This window comes from Streptomyces chumphonensis (genome assembly GCF_014779715.1).
Taxonomy (GTDB): domain Bacteria; phylum Actinomycetota; class Actinomycetes; order Streptomycetales; family Streptomycetaceae; genus Streptomyces; species Streptomyces chumphonensis.
Map to the genome: position 1 here is coordinate 166593 of NZ_JACXYU010000003.1, position 18796 is coordinate 185388.

The following is an 18796-nucleotide window of genomic DNA, read 5'->3' on the forward strand; positions in this document are numbered from 1 at the left end:
ACTGGACCACGGATCCCCGCGCGGGCCCGTTCGGGGTTCACGAAGATCCACCGCGGTCCGCCCGGCGTCACCCTCGGTCCGCTCCGCGTCCATGTCCTCGCGCCCTGCCCCGTAGACTCGTGCTCCGGCACCGACCGCGCCACAGCGGTGTCAAAGCGGCTCACAGCGCAAGGCGTCAGCCAATCGGAAGTACGGAAAGTACGGGAAATCATGTCGGCACCCAACAAGTCGTACGACCCGGTCGAGGTCGAGGCACTGAAACCGGAAGCCATCGAGCGAGCGCAGCGGGAGGCGCTCACGGCCATCGCCGAGGCGGCGGACCTGGACGCGCTGCGCGAGGTGAAGGCCGCCCACGCCGGTGACCGCTCCCCGCTGGCCCTGGCCAACCGCGAGATCGGGGCCCTGCCCCCGCACGCCAAGGCGGACGCGGGCAAGCGCGTCGGCGCGGCCCGGGGCGCGGTGAACAAGGCCCTCGGGGCGCGCCAGCAGGTCCTGGAGGCGGAGCGCGACGAGCGGGTCCTGGTCGAGGAGGCCGTGGACGTCACGCTGCCCTACGACCGGCTGCCCGCCGGCGCCCGCCATCCGCTGACCACGCTGATGGAGCGCATCGAGGACGTCTTCGTGGCCATGGGCTACGAGGTCGCCGAGGGGCCCGAGGTCGAGACGGAGTGGTTCAACTTCGACGCCCTCAACATCGGCCCGGACCACCCGGCCCGCACCACCGCCGACACCTTCTTCGTGGCCGACGGCTCCCGGAGCGACGCCGAGGGCGCCGAGGGCTCCGGGCTCGTCCTGCGCACCCACACCTCCCCGGTGCAGGCCCGCGCCCTGCTCGGGAGGGAGCTGCCGGTCTACGCGATCTGCCCGGGCCGCGTCTACCGCACCGACGAGCTGGACGCCACGCACACCCCCGTCTTCCACCAGGTCGAGCTGATCGCCGTGGACGAGGGTCTGACGATGGCGGACCTGAAGGGCACCCTGGACCACATGGTCCAGGCGCTGTTCGGCGCCGGGATGCGCACCCGGCTGCGCCCGAGCTACTTCCCGTTCACCGAACCGTCCGCCGAGATGGACATGGTCTGCTACGTCTGCCGCGGCGCGTCGGTGGGCGACCCCGAGCGGCCGTGCCGCACCTGCTCCTCGGAGGGCTGGATCGAGCTGGGCGGCTGCGGCATGGTCAACCCGCGGGTGCTGACGGCCTGCGGCATCGACCCGGAGCGCTACAGCGGCTTCGCCTTCGGGTTCGGGATCGAGCGGATGCTGATGTTCCGCCACAACGTCGAGGACATGCGAGACATGGTCGAGGGTGACGTGCGTTTCACCCGGCCGTTCGGGATGGAGATCTGATGCGCGCCCCGCTTTCGTGGCTGCGGGAGTACGTCGACCTGCCGGCCGGTGTGACCGGCCGTGAGGTCGCGACGAAGCTCATCGCGGCCGGCCTGGAGGTCGAGACCGTCGACCAGCTCGGGGCCGGTCTGACCGGCCCCCTCGTGGTCGGCAGGGTGCTGGCCGTCGAGGAGCTGACGGAGTTCAAGAAGCCCATCCGCTATTGCCAGGTGGACGTGGGCGACGCCAACGGGACCGGCGAGCCGCAGAACATCGTCTGCGGTGCCACCAACTTCGCCGTGGGCGACAAGGTCGTCGTCGTCCTGCCGGGCGCCGTGCTGCCCGGCAACTTCGCCATCTCCGCCCGCCGCACCTACGGCAAGCTGTCCGAGGGCATGATCTGCTCCGCCGCCGAGCTCGGCATGGGCGACGACCACGACGGCATCATCGTGCTGCCGCCCGAGTACGAGCCCGGCACCGACGCCGTCGAGCTGCTGGAGCTGCGCGACGAGGTGCTGGACATCGCCGTCACGCCCGACCGGGGCTACTGCCTCTCGATGCGCGGCGTCGCCCGCGAGACGGCGACCGCCTACGGGCTGCCGCTGCGCGACCCGGCGCTGCTGGACGTCACCGCCCCGGGCGAGTACGGGCCCGCCGTCGACGTCGTGGACACCCACGGCTGCGACCGCTTCACGGCCCGCGCCGTGACGGGCGTACGCCCCGAGGCCCGGTCCCCGATCTGGCTGCAGCGGCGGCTCCAGAAGGCCGGGATGCGCTCCATCTCCCTCGCCGTGGACGTCACCAACTACGTGATGCTCGAACTCGGCCAGCCGCTGCACGCCTACGACCGCGGCCGCATCGAGGGCCCGATCGGCGTGCGCCGCGCCGAGCCCGGCGAGAAGATCGTCACGCTCGACGGGGTGACACGCGCCCTCGACCCGCAGGACCTGGTGATCACCGACGACTCCGGCCCCATCGGGCTCGCCGGGGTCATGGGCGGTGCGCACACGGAGATCTCCGACGCGCACGACGCCCTCGTCGACCCGGTCTCCGGGCAGGCCGAGGGCACCCGCGACATCGTCGTCGAGGCCGCGCACTTCGACCCCGTGACGGTGGCCCGCACCGCCCGGCGGCACAAGCTCAGCTCGGAGGCGTCCCGCCGGTTCGAGCGCGGCGTCGACCCGCAGGCCGGGCCCGCCGCCGCGCAGCGCGCGGCGGACCTGCTGGTGCTCCTGGCCGGGGGCACCGCCGAGGCCGGTGTCACGGAGGTGCACGGCGCCACCGCGCCGCGCACCGTCACCCTTCCCGCCGATCTCCCGGACTGCGTCGCGGGTGTCGCCTACGGGCGGGAGAGCGTTGTGCGCCGCCTCCAGCAGGTCGGCTGCGACGTGAGCGGCACGGACGAGCTGACGGTCACGGTGCCGAGCTGGCGCCCCGACCTCACCGACCCGAACGACCTGGCCGAGGAGGTCATCCGGCTGGAGGGCTACGAGAACCTGCCCTCCACCCTGCCCCGCCCGCCCGCCGGACGCGGTCTGACCGAGGCCCAGCGCCTGCACCGCCGGGTCGGCCGGGCGCTCGCCGGCGCCGGGTACGTCGAGGCGCTGAACTACCCGTTCCTCGGCGACGCGGCCTTCGACCGGCTGGGCCTGCCCGCCGACGACGCCCGCCGCCGCGTGGTGACCCTCCTCAACCCCATCTCGGACGAGGAGCCCGCGCTGCGCACCACGCTGCTGCCCGGGCTGCTCGGCGCGCTGCGGCGCAACGACGGGCGCGGGAGCCAGGGCGCGCAGGGCGGCATCGCCCTCTTCGAGACCGGCCTGGTCTTCCGCCCGGGCGGCGACGAGCCGGCGGCGGTGCGGCTGCCGGTGGACGCCCGGCCGAGCGCCGAGGAGATCGCCGCGCAGGACGCCGCGCTCCCCGCGCAGCCGCTGCGGGCGGCGGCCGTCCTCGCCGGTGCGCGCGAGCAGCACGGCTGGTGGGGCGCCGGACGTCCGGCGACCTGGGCGGACGCCGTGGAGGCGGCCCGCGTCGTGGCCCGGGAGGCGGGCGTCGAGCCCGAGGTCGTCGCCGACCGGCACGAGCCGTGGCACCCGGGCCGCTGCGCGGCGTTGTACGTCGAGGTCGCGGGGGAGCGCACACTGCTCGGCCACGCGGGGGAGCTGCACCCCCGGGTCACCAAGGCGTTCCAGGTCCCGGCGCGGACGGCGGCGATGGAGCTGGACCTGGACGTCCTGCGGCGTGCCTCGCCCGGTGCCGTGCCGGCGCCCCGGGTGTCCACCTACCCGGTGGCCACCCAGGACGTCGCCCTGGTAGTTCCCGAGGCCGTCCCCGCCGTGGCCGTGGAGGCCGCGCTGCGCTCGGGGGCGGGCGACCTGCTGGAGTCGCTGCGGCTGTTCGACGTCTTCACCGGCGAGCAGCTCGGCGCGGGCCGCAAGTCCCTCGCCTACGCGCTGCGGTTCCGGGCCCCCGACCGCACGCTCACGGCCGAGGAGGCGTCGGCGGCACGCGACGCCGCCGTGGCCGCGGCCGTCACCGCCACCGGCGCGGAGCTGCGCGCCTAGGCGCGCTGTTCGGACCGGGCGGTCACGCCGCCGGAAAGCGGTGAAGGGGCCCGGCCGGACGCGTACCCACGCGTCCGGCCGGGCCCCTTCACGCGGGGGCGCGGCGTGCGTCAGCCGGCGTACGGGTAGAAGCCCGCGCCGGTCTTGCGGCCGAGGCGGCCCGCGTCGACCATGCGCTGGAGCAGCGGGGGAGCGGCGTAGAGCGGCTCCTTGAACTCCTCGTACATGGAGTACGCCACCGAGGCGACCGTGTCCAGGCCGATGAGATCGGCCAGCTTGAGCGGGCCCATGGGGTGGGCGCAGCCCATCTCCATGCCGTTGTCGATGTCCTCGCGGCTGGCCGTGCCGTTCTCGAACATGCGGATCGCCGAGAGGAGGTAGGGGATCAGCAGGGCGTTGACGACGAAGCCCGAGCGGTCCTGGGCCCGGATCGCGTGCTTGCCCAGCACCTTCGTCACCGCCTCCTCGGTGCGGGCGACGGTCTCCTCGGACGTCGTCAGCGCGGGGATGAGCTCCACCAGCTGCTGCACGGGCGCGGGGTTGAAGAAGTGGATTCCGATGACCTGGTCCGGGCGGGAGGTCGCCACGGCCAGCTTCACCAGGGGGATCGAGGAGGTGTTCGACGCCAGGATCGCGTCCGGCCGGGTCACGACCTGGTCGAGCACCTGGAAGATCTCGGTCTTGACCTGCTCGTTCTCGACGACGGCCTCGATGACGAGGTCGCGGTCGGCGAACTCGCCCAGGTCGGTCGTGAACGTCAGCCGCTCCAGGGTGGCGTCCCGTTCGGCCTCGGTGATCTTTCCGCGCGCGGCGGCCCGGTCCAGGGAGTTCACCAGCCTGGTGCGGCCGAGTTCCAGGGCCTCGCCGGTCGTCTCGGCGACCATCACGGCCAGCCCGGCCCGCGCACACACCTCGGCGATGCCGGCGCCCATCTGGCCGCAGCCCACCACTCCGACGCGTTCGATGTCGGTCACATCGTGCCTTTCGCTTCGTCCCGGTCGCGACGCACAGCCGCGAGGGTGGTGGCCGCGTCGCCTCGCCGACCGACGTTACCCCCGTCCGCCGTTCCGGTGAGGGGCGGGTGTCCGGTTCGCCGGTCCCGCGCCGGATTCCGTGTTCGTCCCCCGGCGAACGTCCTCCGGGGTGCATCCTGGACGAGATCACCCAACGTGACGGGACAGTGGCAAGGAGGCGTGATGGGGCACTTCACGCGGCGGGCGTTCGCGGCGGTGGCGGTGGCGGGGCTCTCCGGCACCCTGAACGCGTCCCGGGCGGCCGCCGGCCAGGAGGCGCACCCCCGGGGTTCCCGGCCGGCTCCGGCCGGGGGCGGCGGGGGCCGGCGCCCCCCGATGCGGGGGATGTGGATCGCCTCCGTGGAGAACATCGACTGGCCCCGCGCCTCCGGGCTGGACGCGGCCACCCAGCGGCGTCAGCTCACCGAGCTGCTCGACACGGCCGCCGCGCGGCGGCTGAACACCGTCATGCTCCAGGTCCGGCCGACCGCCGACGCGATGTGGCCCTCGCGGTACGAGCCGTGGTCGGCGTGGCTGACCGGCGTCCAGGGGCGCTCGCCGGGCTGGGACCCGCTGGGGTTCGCCGTCCGGGAGGCGCACGCGCGCGGGCTGGCCCTGCACGCCTGGTGCAACCCCTACCGCGTCGCCAACCACGACGATCCCGCCCGGCTGTCCGCGGAGCACCCGGCGCGGCGCCGTCCGGAGTGGGTCGTGCCCTACGGCGGCAAGCTGTACTACAACCCCGGGCTGCCGGACGTCCGCCGCTTCGTGCAGGACGCCATGTTCGACGCCGTCGAGCGGTACGACGTGGACGGTCTGCACTGGGACGACTACTTCTACCCGTACCCGGTCGCGGGCGAGTCCTTCGACGACGACGCCGCCTACCGCGCGCACGGTGGGGCGTTCGACAGCCGCGCGGCCTGGCGCCGCGCCAACGTCGACCTGCTCGTCCGGGAGGCCGGCGAGCGACTGCGCCGGCTCCGGCCGCGCGTGCGGTTCGGGGTGAGCCCCTTCGCGGTCTGGCGCAACCGGGAGACCGACCCGGAGGGCTCCGACACGCGGGCCGGCGTGCAGACCTACGACGACCTGTACGCCGACACGCGCGGCTGGGTGAGGGATCGGCTGATCGACTACATCGTGCCGCAGGTCTACTGGAACCTGGGCTTCCCGGCGGCCGACTACGCGACGCTCGTCCCCTGGTGGGACGAGGTGTGCCGGGGCACCGGGGTGGAGCTCCACATCGGGGAGGCCCTGTACAAGGTGGGCGCGGCGGGCCAGCCGGAGGCGTGGCACGACCCGGCGGAGCTGTCCCGTCACCTCACGTTCTGCCGCGACCACCCGCGCGTCACGGGGCACGTCTTCTACTCGGCGAAGCACGTGGCGGCGGACCCCCTGGGGGCCATGAGCCGCGTCGTCGCCGAGCACTACCGGTGACGGCGCGGGCGGCGGCTCAGCGCCGGGGCTCCTCGGGGTGCCGCACGACGGAGTCGGGGCCTGGGGACACGACGGTCTCGTGCCCGTCGTCGAAGCGCACCCGGTAAGGCGGCTCCCCCTGCGGCCCGAGGACCTCGACGATCTCGGCCGTGCGGTCGTGCTGCCCCACGACGCGACCGTGGACCAGCAGCTTGTCGCCCTTCTCAGCGTGCATGACCGACTCTCCTGACTGCCCGATATGTGCCGTTCCGTGTCAGTCTAGGACGGCCGCCGACGCCCGCCACCGGACGCCCGCCGCCGTCCGGTGGCGGAGCCGCGCAGGGCGGTGCGCTGGGTGACGACGATGCAGGCCAGTACGGCGACGGCGGCCGCCGGGGCGAGCGGCCCCGGCGCCTCGCCCAGCAGCAGTACCGCCCACACGAGGGTGAGCAGGGGCTGCGCGAGCTGCAACTGGCTGGCCCGGCCGACGCCGATCGCGGCCATCCCCCGGTACCAGACCACCATGCCCAGGCACTGCGAGCCGACCACCAGCCAGGCCAGTCCGGCCACCGTGCGGCCGGTGACGTCCACGGGCTCGGCCGCCAGGGCCAGCAGGGCGCCGGGTACGGCCAGGGGTAGGCACGCGACCAGCGCCCACCCGATCACCTGCCAGCCCGGCAACTCCCGGCTGAGCCGGCCGCCCTCGGCGTACCCGGCCGCGCAGATGACCAGTGCCGCGAAGAGGAGTCCGTCGGCCGCGCCGAGGCCCCCGCCGCCCTGCCGGAGGGCGAAGGCCACCACGACGGCCGCCCCGGTGAGCGCCGCGGCCCAGAACGGCCACGCGTGGCGGGTGTGGTGGCGCCAGGCGCTGTAGGCCGCCGTGGTGAGCGGCAGCAGCCCGACGACGACGGCCGCGTGCGAGGTGCTCGACACCTGGAGGGCCAGCGTCGTCAGCAGGGGGAAGCCGACGACCACGCCGGCCGCCACCACGACGAGTCCGGCGTGGTGCCGCCGGGCCGGGAGCGGGGCGCGCAGCGCCAGCAGGCAGGCCAGGGCCAGGAGCCCGGCCAGGGTGATACGGGTGGTCGTCACCGACCAGGGGCCGAGGCCGTCCAGCGCCCAGACGGTGCCGGGGAAGGTCAACGAGAACGCGACGACGCCGAGGGCGGCCTGCACGCGTCCCCAGCCGGTGCCCGGGGGCGGTGCCAGGTCCGCGACCTCCGCGGCCGCCGGTGCCGGGAGGTCCGGGGTGGGCACCGCTATCGCCTGCGGTGCAGTAGCGCTATCCTGTATCGTCATGAACCAGAGTAGCAGTGTCGCCGAGCTGGCCAGAAGCCTGCGCGACGAGGTCACCCGCTACCCGGTCGGTGAGCGGCTGCCCTCCAGTCGGGCCCTCGTGGACCGCTACAAGGTCAGCCCCGTCACCGTCAGCCGGGCCCTCGCGCTGCTCGCGGCGGAGGGGCTGGTCGTCACGCGCCCCGGAGCCGGTGCCTACCGGGCCGCCCCCGTCGACGTCGACGGGCAGCGCGGCGACACGTCCTGGCAGGAGGTCTCCCTCAGCGCCGAGCCCGCCGCCGACCAGGTGCCCCGCACGGTCGACGCGACCGGGCTGCTGGCCACCCTCCGGCCCCCCGGGCCGGGCGTCATCGGCCTGCACAGCGGCTACCTGCCGCCCGCCCTCCAACCCGAACGGGCCCTGTCGGCCGCGCTCGCCCGCGCCGGACGCCGCCCCGACGCCTGGCAGCTCCCGCCCCTGGAGGGCGTGGCCGAGCTCCGCTCCTGGTTCGCCCGCGACATCGCCGGCCCGGGCGGGCCCCGGACGCCCGGCGAGGTGCTCGTCACGGCGGGCGGGCAGAGCGCCATCACCACGGCGCTGCGCGCCCTGGCCCCACCCGGCGCGCCCGTCCTCGTCGAGTCGCCGACCTACCCCGGGCTCCTCGCCGTCGCCCGCGCCTCGGGGCTGCGGCCCGTCCCCGTCCCCGCCGACGCCGACGGGGTCCGGGCCGACCTGCTGGCCGACGCCTTCCGGGCCACCGGGGCCCGGCTCTTCGTCTGCCAGCCGCTCTTCCAGAACCCCACCGGCGCCGTCCTCGCCGACGACCGCCGCGCCGCCGTCCTGGCCGCCGCCCGCGAGGCCGGGGCCTTCATCGTCGAGGACGACTACGCCCGCCGCCTCGCCCACGAGGACGCGGGGCCGCTGCCGCCCACCCTCGCCTCCGAGGACCCCGACGGCGTCGTCGTCCACCTGTGCTCGCTCACCAAGGTGACCTCCCCCAACCTGCGGGTGGGGGCCATCGCCGCCCGGGGCCCGGTGCTGGAGCGCCTGCGGGCCGTCCAGGTCGTCGACAGCTTCTTCGTGCCGCGCCCCCTCCAGGAGGCCGCGCTCGAACTCGTCGGCGCGCCCGCCTGGCCCCGGCACCTGCGCGCCGTCGCCGCCGAACTGCGGGCCCGCCGCACCGCCCTGCTCACGGCGCTCGGCGGTGAGCTGCCCCACCTCGCCCCCGCGCAGGTTCCGCGCGGCGGCTTCCACCTGTGGCTGCGGCTGCCGCCCGGCACCGACGAGGCCGCCGTGACGGCCGCCGCCCAGCGCGCGGGCGTCGCCGTCGCGCCGGGCCGCGCCTACTTCGCCGCCGAGCCGCCCGCGGCCCATCTGCGCCTGTCGCTGGCCACGGCGGCCGGCACGGCCGAGCTGGTCGAAGGCGTCCGGCGGCTCTCCGCCGCCTGCCCGCCGCCCTAATCCGGTTGCCGCCCCGCGTCCGGCCCTGCCAGCCTGCCCGCATGATCGACGGCTACGAGCTCTCCACCGACCCCGACCGCCTCGACCTGGACCGCGTCCACCACTGGCTCTCCACGGACGCCTACTGGGCGCTGGGCCGCAGCCGCGAGAAGCAGGAGCGCGCCGTCGCGGGCTCGCTCAACTTCGGCGTCTACGCCCGCGCCGACGGTGCACAGGTCGCCTACGCCCGGGTGGTCACCGACCACGCGACCTTCGCCTGGCTCTGCGACGTCTACGTGGCGCGGTCCGTCCGGGGCGACGGGATCGGTACCGCGCTCGTCGAGGGGGTCTGCGCGGAGCTGGAGCCGTCCGGCCTGCGCCGCGTCCTGCTGGCCACCGCCGACGCGCACGGGCTCTACGCCAAGTCGGGATTCCGGCCGATGCCCGAGCCGGACCAGTACATGGCGCGCGGTCGCCCCTGAGGTTCCCCCGGAAACAGGCTGCCCGGGGGATCGAACAAACGCGCCGGGCGCTCTACCATCGCGCAATGCGCGCCCGACTGACGCTGCTCGCCGCCGCCCGGAGCGCACCCCTGCTCGACGCCCGGTTCGACGACGACCGCCCACTGGACGACGCCGGGTGGCGCGAGCTCCACCGCAGGGTGTCCGCCCTGGCCCCGCTGGCCGCCGCCGAGCTGCGCTACTGCTCGCCCTCGACGGGCTGCCGTGAGACGGGGCGGGCCCTCGGCCTCGCGCCGCTCGCCCAGCCGGCCCTGCGCGACTGCGACATGGGCCGCTGGCACGGGCTCACCCTGCGGGAGGTCACCGCCCACGAGCCCCGCGCGGTGGCCGCCTGGCTGTCCGACCCGTTCGTCGCGCCGCATGGCGGTGAGTCCCTGGCGGCCTTCATCGCCCGGGTCGGCTCCTGGCTGGACACCCGGCCGCTCGACGCTGAGGGCTCGATTGTCGCGGTCGCCGAGCCCGCCGTCGTCCGGGCCGCGCTGTGCCACGCGCTGACGGCCGCCCCGGGCACGTACTGGCACCTCGACGTCCGGCCGCTCGCCGCCGTCACCCTGACCGGCCGGGCGGGGCAGTGGTCCCTGTCCGTGGCCTGAGGCCCCGGCGGCCCGCCGTTTCGGCATCCCCACCGGCGAACGGTTTTGAACGTGTTCAATTACCTGCGCTAGGGTCGGGACGCAACCGACGAGGGAGCGCGATGAGGATAGTGATACCGGGTGGGACCGGCCAGGTCGGCACCCTCCTGAACCGCGCCTTCACGGCGGCGGGGCACGACGTCGTGACGCTCACCCGGCAGCCGGTGCGGGCCGGCGAGGTGCACTGGGACGGCGAGCGGCTCGGCCCGTGGGCGGAGGTGGTCGACGGCAGCGACGTCGTCGTCAACCTGGCCGGGCGCAGCGTCAGCTGCCGCTACACCGAGGCCAACCTGCGCGCCATGCTGGACTCGCGGGTGCGCTCCACCGAGGCCGTCGGGCAGGCCATCGCCGCCGCCGCCCGCCCGCCGCGCGTCTGGCTCCAGATGAGCACCGCCACCCTCTACGCCCACACCTTCGACGCCCCGCACGACGAGACCACGGGCCGCGTCGGCGGCACCGAGCCGGACGCCCCCTCCTCCTGGGCCTTCAGCGTCCGCATCGCGCAGGAGTGGGAGCGGGCCCAGCTGCGGGCCGACACCCCGCACACCCGCAAGGTCGCCCTGCGCTCCGCGATGGTCATGAGCCCCGACCGCGGCGGCGTCTTCGACGTCCTGTCCTGGCTCGCGCGGCTCGGACTCGGCGGGCCGGTCGCCGGCGGTGGCCAGTACGTGTCGTGGATGCACGACCACGACTTCGTCCGTGCCGTCGACTTCCTGATCGCCCGGGACGACCTCGACGGCCCGATCAACCTGGCCGCGCCCGAGCCGCTCCCGCAGCGCGCGTTCATGCGGGAGCTGCGGGCCGCGTGGGGGGTGCCGCTGGGGCTCCCGGCCACGCGCTGGATGGCCGGGCTCGGCGCCCTGGCCCTGCGCACCGACACCGAGCTGCTGCTCAAGAGCCGACGCGTCGTCCCCGGCCGACTCCAGGGGGCGGGATTCACCTTCACCCACCCCCGCTGGGCCGAGGCGGGCACCGACCTCGTGCTCCGCTACAGGACGCGCTCGGCGTAGGCGCGCACGGCCTCGTGCACGAACGCCGCCGTGTCCGCCGAGCCTCCCGGTTCCTCGCCCGCGGCCCGGCGGTAGCGCGGGTCCTCGGCGTACAGCCGGCCCAGACCGGCGAACTGCTCCGCGTCCGGCCGCCGTCCCTGCCAGCCGCGGACCACCCAGGCGTAGTGCCGCCGGACGATCTCCCGCACCCGCGCGCCGTCGGCCGCCAGCCCGGCGGCGTGCGCCTCGGCGTAGGCGGCGGCGACGGCCGCCTGCTCCCGCCGGAACGCCCGCCGCTCCTCGGGCGGCAGCGCGCGCCACCACCGGTCGCCGTGCCGGTAGGCGTCGGCTCCCCACCGCTCGGTCACCTCCTCCTCGTGGCGCGTGTGGTCGAATCCGTCCAGGACCTCGTCCGGCATCAGGGGCTCCCCTCTCTCCATCCTCGTCAGCGTGGTGCGGACCGAGGCGATCTGCCGGGCCAGCCGTCGGTCCTCCGCCTCCAGTCGCCGCAGGTGCCTCCGCAGTGCCGCGCGCGTGTCGCGCTCCCCGTCGAGGGCCTCGGCGACGGCCGTCAGGCCGAGGCCGAGACCGCGCAGGAGCAGGATGCGCTGGAGCCGCACCAGGGCCGCCTCGTCGTAGTGGCGGCGGCCGCCGGGCCCGGTCCGGCTGGGCGGCAGCAGGCCGATGGCGTCGTAGTGCCGCAGGGTGCGGCTGGTCGTCCCCGCCGCGCGGGCCACTTCTCCGATGGGCCAGTCCATCGCCGGGACCTCCGATCCGTCGGCGGGGACGACGCTACGCGCTGCCGCTGCGTCAACCGCGACTTCTTCCGAGCCGGGATGACTGATCTCCGGCGGGCGGGTACGCGCAGGACATGACCGAACAGGATCGTCAGCGACCCAAGACGCCCGACCTCCCGCCCACCCACGAGGCGCCCGACCTGCCCGAGGCGGAGCGGCTGAAACAGGAGAAGGACCGCCGGGAGGCGGAGGACTACACCCACGAGGACGACGGCGGCGCCGAGCCGACCGACTGAGCGCGCGCGGGCACCGACGGCTTCGACGGGGAAGCCCTCGGTGCCCGCGTCGCGTGCGGTACCGGCACCCGCCCGGCCCCGGACTTCGGTCACCCGGCGCGATGGTCGCGGGACCACCGCGCCACCTCGTCGGCGTGCGTGTCCGGCGGGAAGACCGGGTAGAAGACGTGTTCGATCGTGGAGCCGCGCACGACCAGGGTGAGGCGCCGGTAGAGCGTCGTGCCGTCGGCCTCGAACGTCGGGAGCCGCAGGGCGTCGGCGAGCGTGAGTCGGGGGTCGGAGAGCATCGGGTAGGGAAGGTGCAGCCGGTCGACGAGCGCCCGCTGGTAGTCGGCCCGGTCCGAGGACAGGGCGAGCACCCGCTCGACGCCCGAGGCCCTGAGGGTGTCGAGGCGGTCGCGGAAGTCGCAGGCCTCCTGGCTGCAGCCCCGGGCGCCCGGGATGTCGTTCCAGCCCTCGGGGATGTCGGCGGCGGGGTCTCCGGTGAGCGGGTAGAGGAAGAGCACCCAGCGGTCCGCGCAGAACGTGGTGAGGTCGATGTCGCCGCCGTCGGTGGCGGTGAACGACAGGGCGGGAAGCGCGCGGCCCGGGAGGTGGGCGGCGGCGCCGTCGTCCACGGGGGCCGGCAGGTCGGCGGGCAGCGGGTCGGCCTGGGGAAGCATCGCGTCGGGCTCCTTCGGTGGTGCGGTCGCGGGGGTGGCGGGGAAGCCTCGCCGAGCCGCCGCGTCGCGGCGGCGGATCAGCCGGTCCCGGCTGTCGGCCAGCCGGGTGACGAGCAGGTCGAGGGCGTCGATCTTCCGCTGGTAGGCGGCGAGCGACTCGGCGCAGTGGTCGCCGTCGTCGTGTCCCGCGCGCAGGCACGCGAGGAACGGCCGGGTCTCGGCGGGGGTCAGTCCGAGCGTTCCGAGGCTGCGGATCTCCTCCGCCAGCCTGACGTCCTGCGGGGTGTAGTCGCGGTAGCCGTTGGCCGTGCGGATGGGGCTGAGCAGCCCGCAGTCCTCGTAGTACCGCAGCGCCTTGATCGTCACCCCGGCGGCGGCTGCCGCCTCACCTGCGCGCATGCGCACCTCCTCGTCGCCACGACGCTAAACCCGGACCCCGGGGTACGGGTCAAGGGCGGCGTACGGCCGGCTCTCCCGGCGGGACGCGCCCTCCTCCGTGACCGGGTCCGCGCCGCCTCCCGTACGGCTCCCTCAGGACCGCGGCGCGGGGGCGCCCGACGCGCGGGCCGAACCTGCCGCCCCTCGCTGATCCGCGCCGGACGCGGTAGCCCGCTCAAGGTCATCACCACCGCGGCGAGCGGCGACGACGTCACCCGGACCCTCGCCCCGGTCCACGGGATCCCCGTCGCAGGCCGCCCGGGCGCACGGACCACGCCCTCGAACACGTGCCGTGCCGGGTCCCGGTGAGGCATGCTGTCCGCAGGGAGAGGCGAGGACGCCCTCGCGCCTCGTCCCTTGCCCGAGATCCGCAGGAGATGTTCGATCCCCGGGGGGACCATGCGGCTTGTCGTGACGGTGCACGACGACGAGAACGGTACGGGCGACAGGGCGGGCGCCGCCGCGGAACTCCGCACGTGGCTGACGGACGTGCCCCGGCTCAGGGGACGCGTCGACCGCGCCGGACAGGACGACCGCGCCGGACAGGGCGGCGACGACAGCGCGGGACGGGACGACGGCGCCTCGACGCGGACGATGGGGCCGGTCGTCGACGCGTTGGTGGCGGTCCTGGAGCCCGGAGGCGTCGCCGCGGCCTTCGCGGGAGCACTGGTGGTGTGGCTGCAGACCCGCCGCAGCAGCCACACGATCAGCGTGACCCGGCCCGACGGCACCCGGATCACCCTGTCCTCCCGCCAAGCCCGCGCGCTGAGCCCGCAGGATGCGGCCGACCTGGCCGAGCGCCTGGCACGCCCGCCGGCGGACGGAGCCCGGCAGGAGGACGGTGAGCGGGGGCACGGCGACGAAGACACCCGGGACGGCGGCCCGTCGGACTCCCGCACGGCATGACGGCCGGAGGTCTCGCCGCTCCCGGCGCGCGTGCGGTGCTGTGCGGCACCGGGAGCCACGTCCACGGGTCGGAACTGCCCGACCTGCCCTCGGTCGACACGACGCTCGACGATCTGCGGCGCACCCTGATCGACGTGTGCGGCATGGACCCCGGACGCGTCGTGCGCGTCCCGGCCGACGCCGGGGCCGCCGAGGTGGTCGACGCGGTCGAGGAGGCGTCGGCCGCGGGCGGTGGACCCGTTCTCTTCTCCTTCGTCGGGCACGGACTGCTGGGCCCGCGCGACGACCTGTACCTCGCCACCCGGGCCACCCGGTCCGCCCGGCACCTCGCACGGTCCGTCTCCTACCGGACGGTCCGTGACCTGCTGGGCGCCGGAGGCAACGGCAGCCTCGTCGTCCTCGACTGCTGCTTCTCCGGGCGTGGCGGCACACCGCCGTCCGAGGGCGGAGCGCGCCGCGCCTTCGCCTCCGCCGCACCTCGCGGCAGCTTCCTGCTCTCGTCGGCCTCGCACTACGCGCTGTCCTTCGCCCCCGAGGGCGAACCGCACACCCTGTTCACCGGCCGCCTGCTCGGCCTGCTCCATGAGGGAGACCCGGCCGGACCGCCCCTGTTGAGCGCCGACCGGCTGCACGCCGCGCTCGACGAGGCCTTCGCCGACGACCCGCGGGTCGATCCTGCCCGGCGGAGCGAGGGCACACTGGGCTCACTGGTCCTCGCCCGCAACCGCGCCTACCCGCCGCACCCCATCGGATCCGGGACCGCCGAACGGCCCGCCGACCTGCCGTGTCCCTACCCGGGGCTGGAACCGTACCGGGCGGAGGACAGCGCCCACTTCTTCGGGCGCGAGGAACTCACCGACCGGCTGATCGAACGGATCGAGGAGATGCCGGACGGCGGCCAGGCCGTGCTGGTGGGCGCCTCCGGCGCGGGCAAGTCGTCGTTGCTGCGCGCCGGTCTGCTCGCCGGACGGGAGGACCGAACGACGTCACCCGGGCCCGCGCTGCTGCTGCCCGCCCCCGGACCGCACCCCTTCCGCACCCTGGCCGAGGCCTGGGCCGGGGCCACCGGACGGGACGCGGGCGAGGTCCGGGCGGAGCTGGAACGCGGTCGCTTCCCCGCCCCGTCGCGGGGCCGACCCGTCTGCCGGCTGCTGGTGGTGGACCAGTTCGAGGAGATCTTCACCCGGTGCGACACTCCCGACGAACGCGCCGCGTTCGTCTCCCTGCTCACCGGGGACGGACCCGGCCCGAGACCCCGGATCGTCCTCGGCCTGCGGGCGGACCACTACGGAAGCTGCCTGGAGCATCCAGGGCTCCGACGCGCGCTGGCACGGGCCCAGTTCACGGTGCCGCCGCTGCACGAACGGGAGTTGCGCGCCATCGTGGAGCGCCCGGCGGCAGCCGTCGGGATGACCGTCGAACCGGGCCTGACGGACCTGCTGCTGCACGACCTCCGTGCCGGCCGCTCCGCGAACGACACGGCGACGGCGCTGCCGTTCCTGGCCCACTCGCTGCGGGAGACATGGCGCGGGCGCAGCGGAGCCGTGCTCACCCTCGCCGGGTACCGGGCGACAGGAGGCATCTGGCAGTCGGTCGCCACCGCGACCCGGCGCGTCTACGAGTCCCTGGACGACGACGGGCGGACGATGATGCGCCGGCTGCTGCTGTGTCTGGTCCACCTGCCGCCGGACGGCGGAGGGGCCGTCCTGCGCCACCGCGTCCCGTTCGGCGCGCTGCCCTCCGGGTCGGACACGATCCGCGACCAGCTCGCCGGGGAACGGCTGCTGACGGTGGACCAGGACACGGCGCAGATCGCGCACGAAGCGCTGCTCCGGGCCTGGCCCCTGCTGCGCGAGTGGATCCAGGAGGACGCCGCCGTCCTGCTGCTGCGCCAGCAACTGGGCACCGCCGCGGGGGAATGGGAAGCCGCGGGCCGGGACGCCGCCTTCCTCTACCGGGGGAGCCGGCTCCAGGCGGCGGCCGAACTCGACGACCAGGAGGAACTGTCCGAACCGGAGCGTGAGTTCCTCGCGGCCGGGCAGGCGGCGGCTACGAGCGAACTGCGCCGGGAGCGGCGCCGGACCACACTGCTGAAGCGCGCCCTGGCCGCCGTGGCCGTCGCACTGTGCCTCGCCCTCGTCGCCGCGGTCGTCGCGGTCCGGCAGCAACGTTCCGCGGAGCGACAGCAACGCGTCGCCACCGCCCGGGCCCTGCTGGCCGAGGCGAACGGCCTGGGCACGTCCGACCCCCGCACCGCCCTGCGGCTGGGGCTCGCCGCGTACGCCCTGCGCCCCGGTGCCGACGCCCGTCGCTCGCTCTTCGACACCCTGGCCGGCAGCGCGTTCCGGGGTGTGTCCGAGGTGCCCGTGACGACGACGGCCGATCCGGTCCTCGCCCCCGGCGGAGAGATGCTGGCGACGAGGGACGAGGACGGTCTGACGGTCTGGGACACCGGCCGCGATCCGGTTCCCCGCACCCCCCTGGCACGGCTGGCCTGTCCCCGGCCGAAGGACGACCGGGGGGATTCCGTCGCGTTCGGCGGCCCCGGCGGCCGCATGCTCGCAGCCGTGTGCGGGGACGGCGAGGTGCGCCTGTGGAACCTCGCCGACTCCTCGAAGGGCGACAGGCCCCGGCCCCTGGCGGCACTCCGTGCGCAGAGGACGAAGGCCGCGCCCGCCGGACCGACCGCGCTCGCTGTGAGCCCGGACGGAGTCACGGTGGCGGCCATCGGCTGGTCCCGGCACGTCCGGGGCGCGGTCGTCCTGTGGGACGTGAGCGATCCGCGCGCCCCGCGACAACTCCCCTTCACGGAGGCCACCTGGCCGCCGCGGGGGTCGATGCACGGCGACCGCGCGGTCTTCAGCCCGGACGGCCGCCTGCTGGCCACCGCCGACACCCACGGTGACCTACGGTTGTGGGACGTCTCGGACCCCCGGTCGCCCCGGCCCCGCGGCACGGTGGAGGACGCCGGCGGGGCGTTGGCGTTCCGCCCGGACGGCGAGCTGCTGGCGGTGAGCCGCGACCGCGTGGTCGAACTGGTCGACATCCGCGATCCCGGCGACCCGAAGGTCCTCGACGAACGCACGGCCCACAGGGACCTGGTCAGCTCCCTCGACTTCTCCCCGGACGGCCGGAGGCTGGCCAGCGCGGGCTGGGACAGGAGCGTCGCCCTGTGGGACGTCACCGATCCACGGGACATGGCCGACGAGGCCCGCCTGTACGGGCACTCGGGGTTCGTCCACACGACGAGATTCGGCGCGAACGGCCGGTCGCTGGTCTCTGCGGCCTACGGCGAGGTCATCCACCGGGACCTCTCCGACGTCCACCCACCGCGAGTCCTGGACGTCCTGCCGGACGGTGGCGAACTGGCGCTGGCGCCGGACGGCACGACCCTGGCCGTGGCCCGGGGCGCGCGCATCGGCCTGTGGGACCTGTCCGACCCTTCCGCACCACGGAGGCTCGCCGAGTTGGACAACCCCGTGGAGGACCGCTACGCGACCGTGGACGGCGGCTTTACCATCGGCACCGGCGACGTCCTCGACGACATCGACTTCAGCTTCGACGGCACCCTGCTCGCGGCCATGAACCACGATCGCGAGGTCACCCTCTGGGACGTCCGTGACCCGGCCCGCCCCCGCGTCGCCGGCACAGTGAGCGGCGCCCACCAGGGCGCGGTGAACCCCACACTCGACTTCGCCCCGGGCCGTCCCCTCCTGGCCGTCAACGACCTGGCGAACGTGAGCGTCTGGGACGTCTCCGACCCCGCCCTGCCCGCCCTGACCGCCTCTACCACACCCACGTACCTGAGGGATGTCGTCTTCGCCCCGGACGGCCGCCGACTCCTGCTGGTGGGAACCGGTCTGAGCCTCTGGGACCTGTCCACCGACAGGACCACCCCCCTGTCGGGTGACACCCACTTCTACGGGGGTGGCGCGAGGGCGGCGTTCTCCCGGCACGGCGATGTCGTGGCGGCCGTCGCCTCGGTGCCCACCGCCGACGAGCGGCCCGAGGTCCGGGTGGATCTGTGGGACGCCGGAAAGGACGGTGCCGGACACGCGCCCGGTGCGACCGAGCCCATGGACACGTACCGGGCGAGGTTCGCCCAACTGTCCTTTCACCCCGACGGCCGGCTGCTGGCCGGCGCGGGTAGGGACGGCACGGTACGCCTGTGGAGCGTCGCCGACCCCGAACGGCCGCACCTGGCCTACTCGTTCAGCGGCCACAGGGAAGGCGTCGACGAGGTGGTCCTGGGCGGACCGCACGGCCGAACGATGATCACGACGAGCGCGGGTCTCGCCTACGTCGCCGACCTCGGCGCCTACCCCGAGACGGCGGCCGACACCCTCGGCATGGCCTGCCGGGCCGCGGGCGGCGGCCTGACCCGCGAGGAGTGGGAGGAACAGGTGCCGGAGGCCGAGTTCGTGCGGTCGTGCCCGGCCGAGCCGTGAGCGGCACCGACGGGTGAGGGCCCGGGGCCGGCCCCCTGGGTGCGCCGTTGACGTCGTCAACGGCGCGCCTTGGTCTCCTCGCCGAGGCCCGCGCACGCTGCGCCCCGGCCTCGGCGACGAGGACGCGGCCGCCGT

The 18796-nt window shown here is 75.2% G+C and carries 15 protein-coding genes; 10 read left to right on the forward strand and 5 right to left on the reverse strand.

The genetic code is table 11. The features are described 5' to 3' along the window. The first annotated feature begins 210 nt into the window (after positions 1-210). Together pheS and pheT are read left to right on the forward strand one after the other, a co-directional pair. Positions 211-1347 (forward strand): phenylalanine--tRNA ligase subunit alpha, encoded by a 1137-nt coding sequence (gene pheS, locus IF129_RS08465; RefSeq protein ID WP_191208900.1) that lies wholly within the window; start codon positions 211-213, stop codon positions 1345-1347. After that, positions 1347-3890, forward strand: a complete 2544-nt coding sequence (gene pheT / locus IF129_RS08470; protein ID WP_191208901.1) for a phenylalanine--tRNA ligase subunit beta — start codon at positions 1347-1349, stop codon at positions 3888-3890. The genes pheS and pheT overlap by 1 nt, the downstream gene beginning before the upstream one ends. Before the next feature lie 110 nt (positions 3891-4000). Here the strand turns inward: pheT and IF129_RS08475 are convergent, their stop codons facing one another. After that, the gene (locus IF129_RS08475; RefSeq protein WP_191208902.1) at positions 4001-4864 is read right to left on the reverse strand and encodes a 3-hydroxybutyryl-CoA dehydrogenase; all 864 of its coding nucleotides are present in this window, start codon (positions 4862-4864) and stop codon (positions 4001-4003) included. Positions 4865-5086: 222 nt separating this feature from the next. Between IF129_RS08475 and IF129_RS08480 the strand changes: the two genes are divergently transcribed. After that, positions 5087-6337 (forward strand): glycoside hydrolase family 10 protein, encoded by a 1251-nt coding sequence (locus IF129_RS08480; RefSeq protein ID WP_191208903.1) that lies wholly within the window; start codon positions 5087-5089, stop codon positions 6335-6337. Positions 6338-6353: 16 nt separating this feature from the next. On the opposite strand, the gene IF129_RS08485 is transcribed toward IF129_RS08480, so the two are convergent. Both IF129_RS08485 and IF129_RS08490 read right to left on the reverse strand, forming a co-directional pair. Beyond that, complete coding sequence (locus IF129_RS08485; protein WP_191208904.1) at positions 6354-6551, reverse strand: DUF1918 domain-containing protein; 198 nt, start codon at positions 6549-6551, stop codon at positions 6354-6356. Positions 6552-6595: 44 nt separating this feature from the next. After that, entirely contained in the window at positions 6596-7615 is a 1020-nt protein-coding gene (locus IF129_RS08490; protein WP_191208905.1) for a DMT family transporter, read from the reverse strand. Between IF129_RS08490 and IF129_RS08495 the strand changes: the two genes are divergently transcribed. The 4 genes from IF129_RS08495 to IF129_RS08510 all read left to right on the forward strand — a co-directional run bounded on the left by IF129_RS08495 (position 7614) and on the right by IF129_RS08510 (position 11195). Continuing rightward, on the forward strand, positions 7614-9053 hold the full coding sequence (locus tag IF129_RS08495; RefSeq protein WP_191208906.1) for an aminotransferase-like domain-containing protein: 1440 nt from the start codon (positions 7614-7616) through the stop codon (positions 9051-9053). The genes IF129_RS08490 and IF129_RS08495 overlap by 2 nt on opposite strands. Positions 9054-9094: 41 nt before the next feature. Next, positions 9095-9514 (forward strand): GNAT family N-acetyltransferase, encoded by a 420-nt coding sequence (locus tag IF129_RS08500; protein WP_191208907.1) that lies wholly within the window; start codon positions 9095-9097, stop codon positions 9512-9514. A 65-nt stretch (positions 9515-9579) separates the two neighbouring features. Then, positions 9580-10146: a histidine phosphatase family protein gene (locus IF129_RS08505; protein WP_191208908.1), complete on the forward strand. Its 567-nt coding sequence runs from the start codon at positions 9580-9582 to the stop codon at positions 10144-10146. A gap of 101 nt (positions 10147-10247) precedes the next feature. Further along, complete coding sequence (locus IF129_RS08510; protein ID WP_191208909.1) at positions 10248-11195, forward strand: epimerase; 948 nt, start codon at positions 10248-10250, stop codon at positions 11193-11195. Here the strand turns inward: IF129_RS08510 and IF129_RS08515 are convergent. After that, entirely contained in the window at positions 11174-11932 is a 759-nt protein-coding gene (locus IF129_RS08515) for a MerR family transcriptional regulator (protein ID WP_191208910.1), read from the reverse strand. The genes IF129_RS08510 and IF129_RS08515 overlap by 22 nt on opposite strands. A 113-nt stretch (positions 11933-12045) precedes the next feature. Here IF129_RS08515 and IF129_RS08520 point away from each other — a divergent pair, with 113 nt between their 5' ends. Continuing rightward, entirely contained in the window at positions 12046-12207 is a 162-nt protein-coding gene (locus IF129_RS08520) for a hypothetical protein (RefSeq protein ID WP_191208911.1), read from the forward strand. An 89-nt stretch (positions 12208-12296) separates the two neighbouring features. Here the strand turns inward: IF129_RS08520 and IF129_RS08525 are convergent, their stop codons facing one another. Next, positions 12297-13268, reverse strand: coding sequence for a MerR family transcriptional regulator (locus IF129_RS08525; protein ID WP_191208912.1), 972 nt, complete (start codon positions 13266-13268; stop codon positions 12297-12299). Between the two features lie 450 nt (positions 13269-13718). On the opposite strand from IF129_RS08525, the gene IF129_RS08530 reads away from it, so the two are divergent. Together IF129_RS08530 and IF129_RS08535 are read left to right on the forward strand one after the other, a co-directional pair. Then, a complete protein-coding gene (locus tag IF129_RS08530) occupies positions 13719-14213 on the forward strand; it encodes an effector-associated constant component EACC1 (RefSeq protein ID WP_191208913.1) in 495 nt (164 codons plus the stop codon). Then, positions 14210-18661: a caspase, EACC1-associated type gene (locus tag IF129_RS08535; protein ID WP_191208914.1), complete on the forward strand. Its 4452-nt coding sequence runs from the start codon at positions 14210-14212 to the stop codon at positions 18659-18661. The genes IF129_RS08530 and IF129_RS08535 overlap by 4 nt, the downstream gene beginning before the upstream one ends. Positions 18662-18796 lie beyond the last annotated feature (135 nt).

Bases quoted from the DNA above. Each gene is read 5' to 3' on its own strand.
- pheS (WP_191208900.1), top strand. From the start codon at position 211: ATGTCGGCACCCAACAAGTCGTACGACCCGGTCGAGGTCGAGGCACTG.
- pheT (WP_191208901.1), top strand. From the start codon at position 1,347: ATGCGCGCCCCGCTTTCGTGGCTGCGGGAGTACGTCGACCTGCCGGCC.
- IF129_RS08480 (WP_191208903.1), top strand. From the start codon at position 5,087: ATGGGGCACTTCACGCGGCGGGCGTTCGCGGCGGTGGCGGTGGCGGGG.
- IF129_RS08485 (WP_191208904.1), bottom strand. From the start codon at position 6,551: ATGCACGCTGAGAAGGGCGACAAGCTGCTGGTCCACGGTCGCGTCGTG.
- IF129_RS08495 (WP_191208906.1), top strand. From the start codon at position 7,614: ATGAACCAGAGTAGCAGTGTCGCCGAGCTGGCCAGAAGCCTGCGCGAC.
- IF129_RS08490 (WP_191208905.1), bottom strand. From the start codon at position 7,615: ATGACGATACAGGATAGCGCTACTGCACCGCAGGCGATAGCGGTGCCC.
- IF129_RS08500 (WP_191208907.1), top strand. From the start codon at position 9,095: ATGATCGACGGCTACGAGCTCTCCACCGACCCCGACCGCCTCGACCTG.
- IF129_RS08505 (WP_191208908.1), top strand. From the start codon at position 9,580: ATGCGCGCCCGACTGACGCTGCTCGCCGCCGCCCGGAGCGCACCCCTG.
- IF129_RS08510 (WP_191208909.1), top strand. From the start codon at position 10,248: ATGAGGATAGTGATACCGGGTGGGACCGGCCAGGTCGGCACCCTCCTG.
- IF129_RS08515 (WP_191208910.1), bottom strand. From the start codon at position 11,932: ATGGACTGGCCCATCGGAGAAGTGGCCCGCGCGGCGGGGACGACCAGC.
- IF129_RS08520 (WP_191208911.1), top strand. From the start codon at position 12,046: ATGACCGAACAGGATCGTCAGCGACCCAAGACGCCCGACCTCCCGCCC.
- IF129_RS08525 (WP_191208912.1), bottom strand. From the start codon at position 13,268: ATGCGCGCAGGTGAGGCGGCAGCCGCCGCCGGGGTGACGATCAAGGCG.
- IF129_RS08535 (WP_191208914.1), top strand. From the start codon at position 14,210: ATGACGGCCGGAGGTCTCGCCGCTCCCGGCGCGCGTGCGGTGCTGTGC.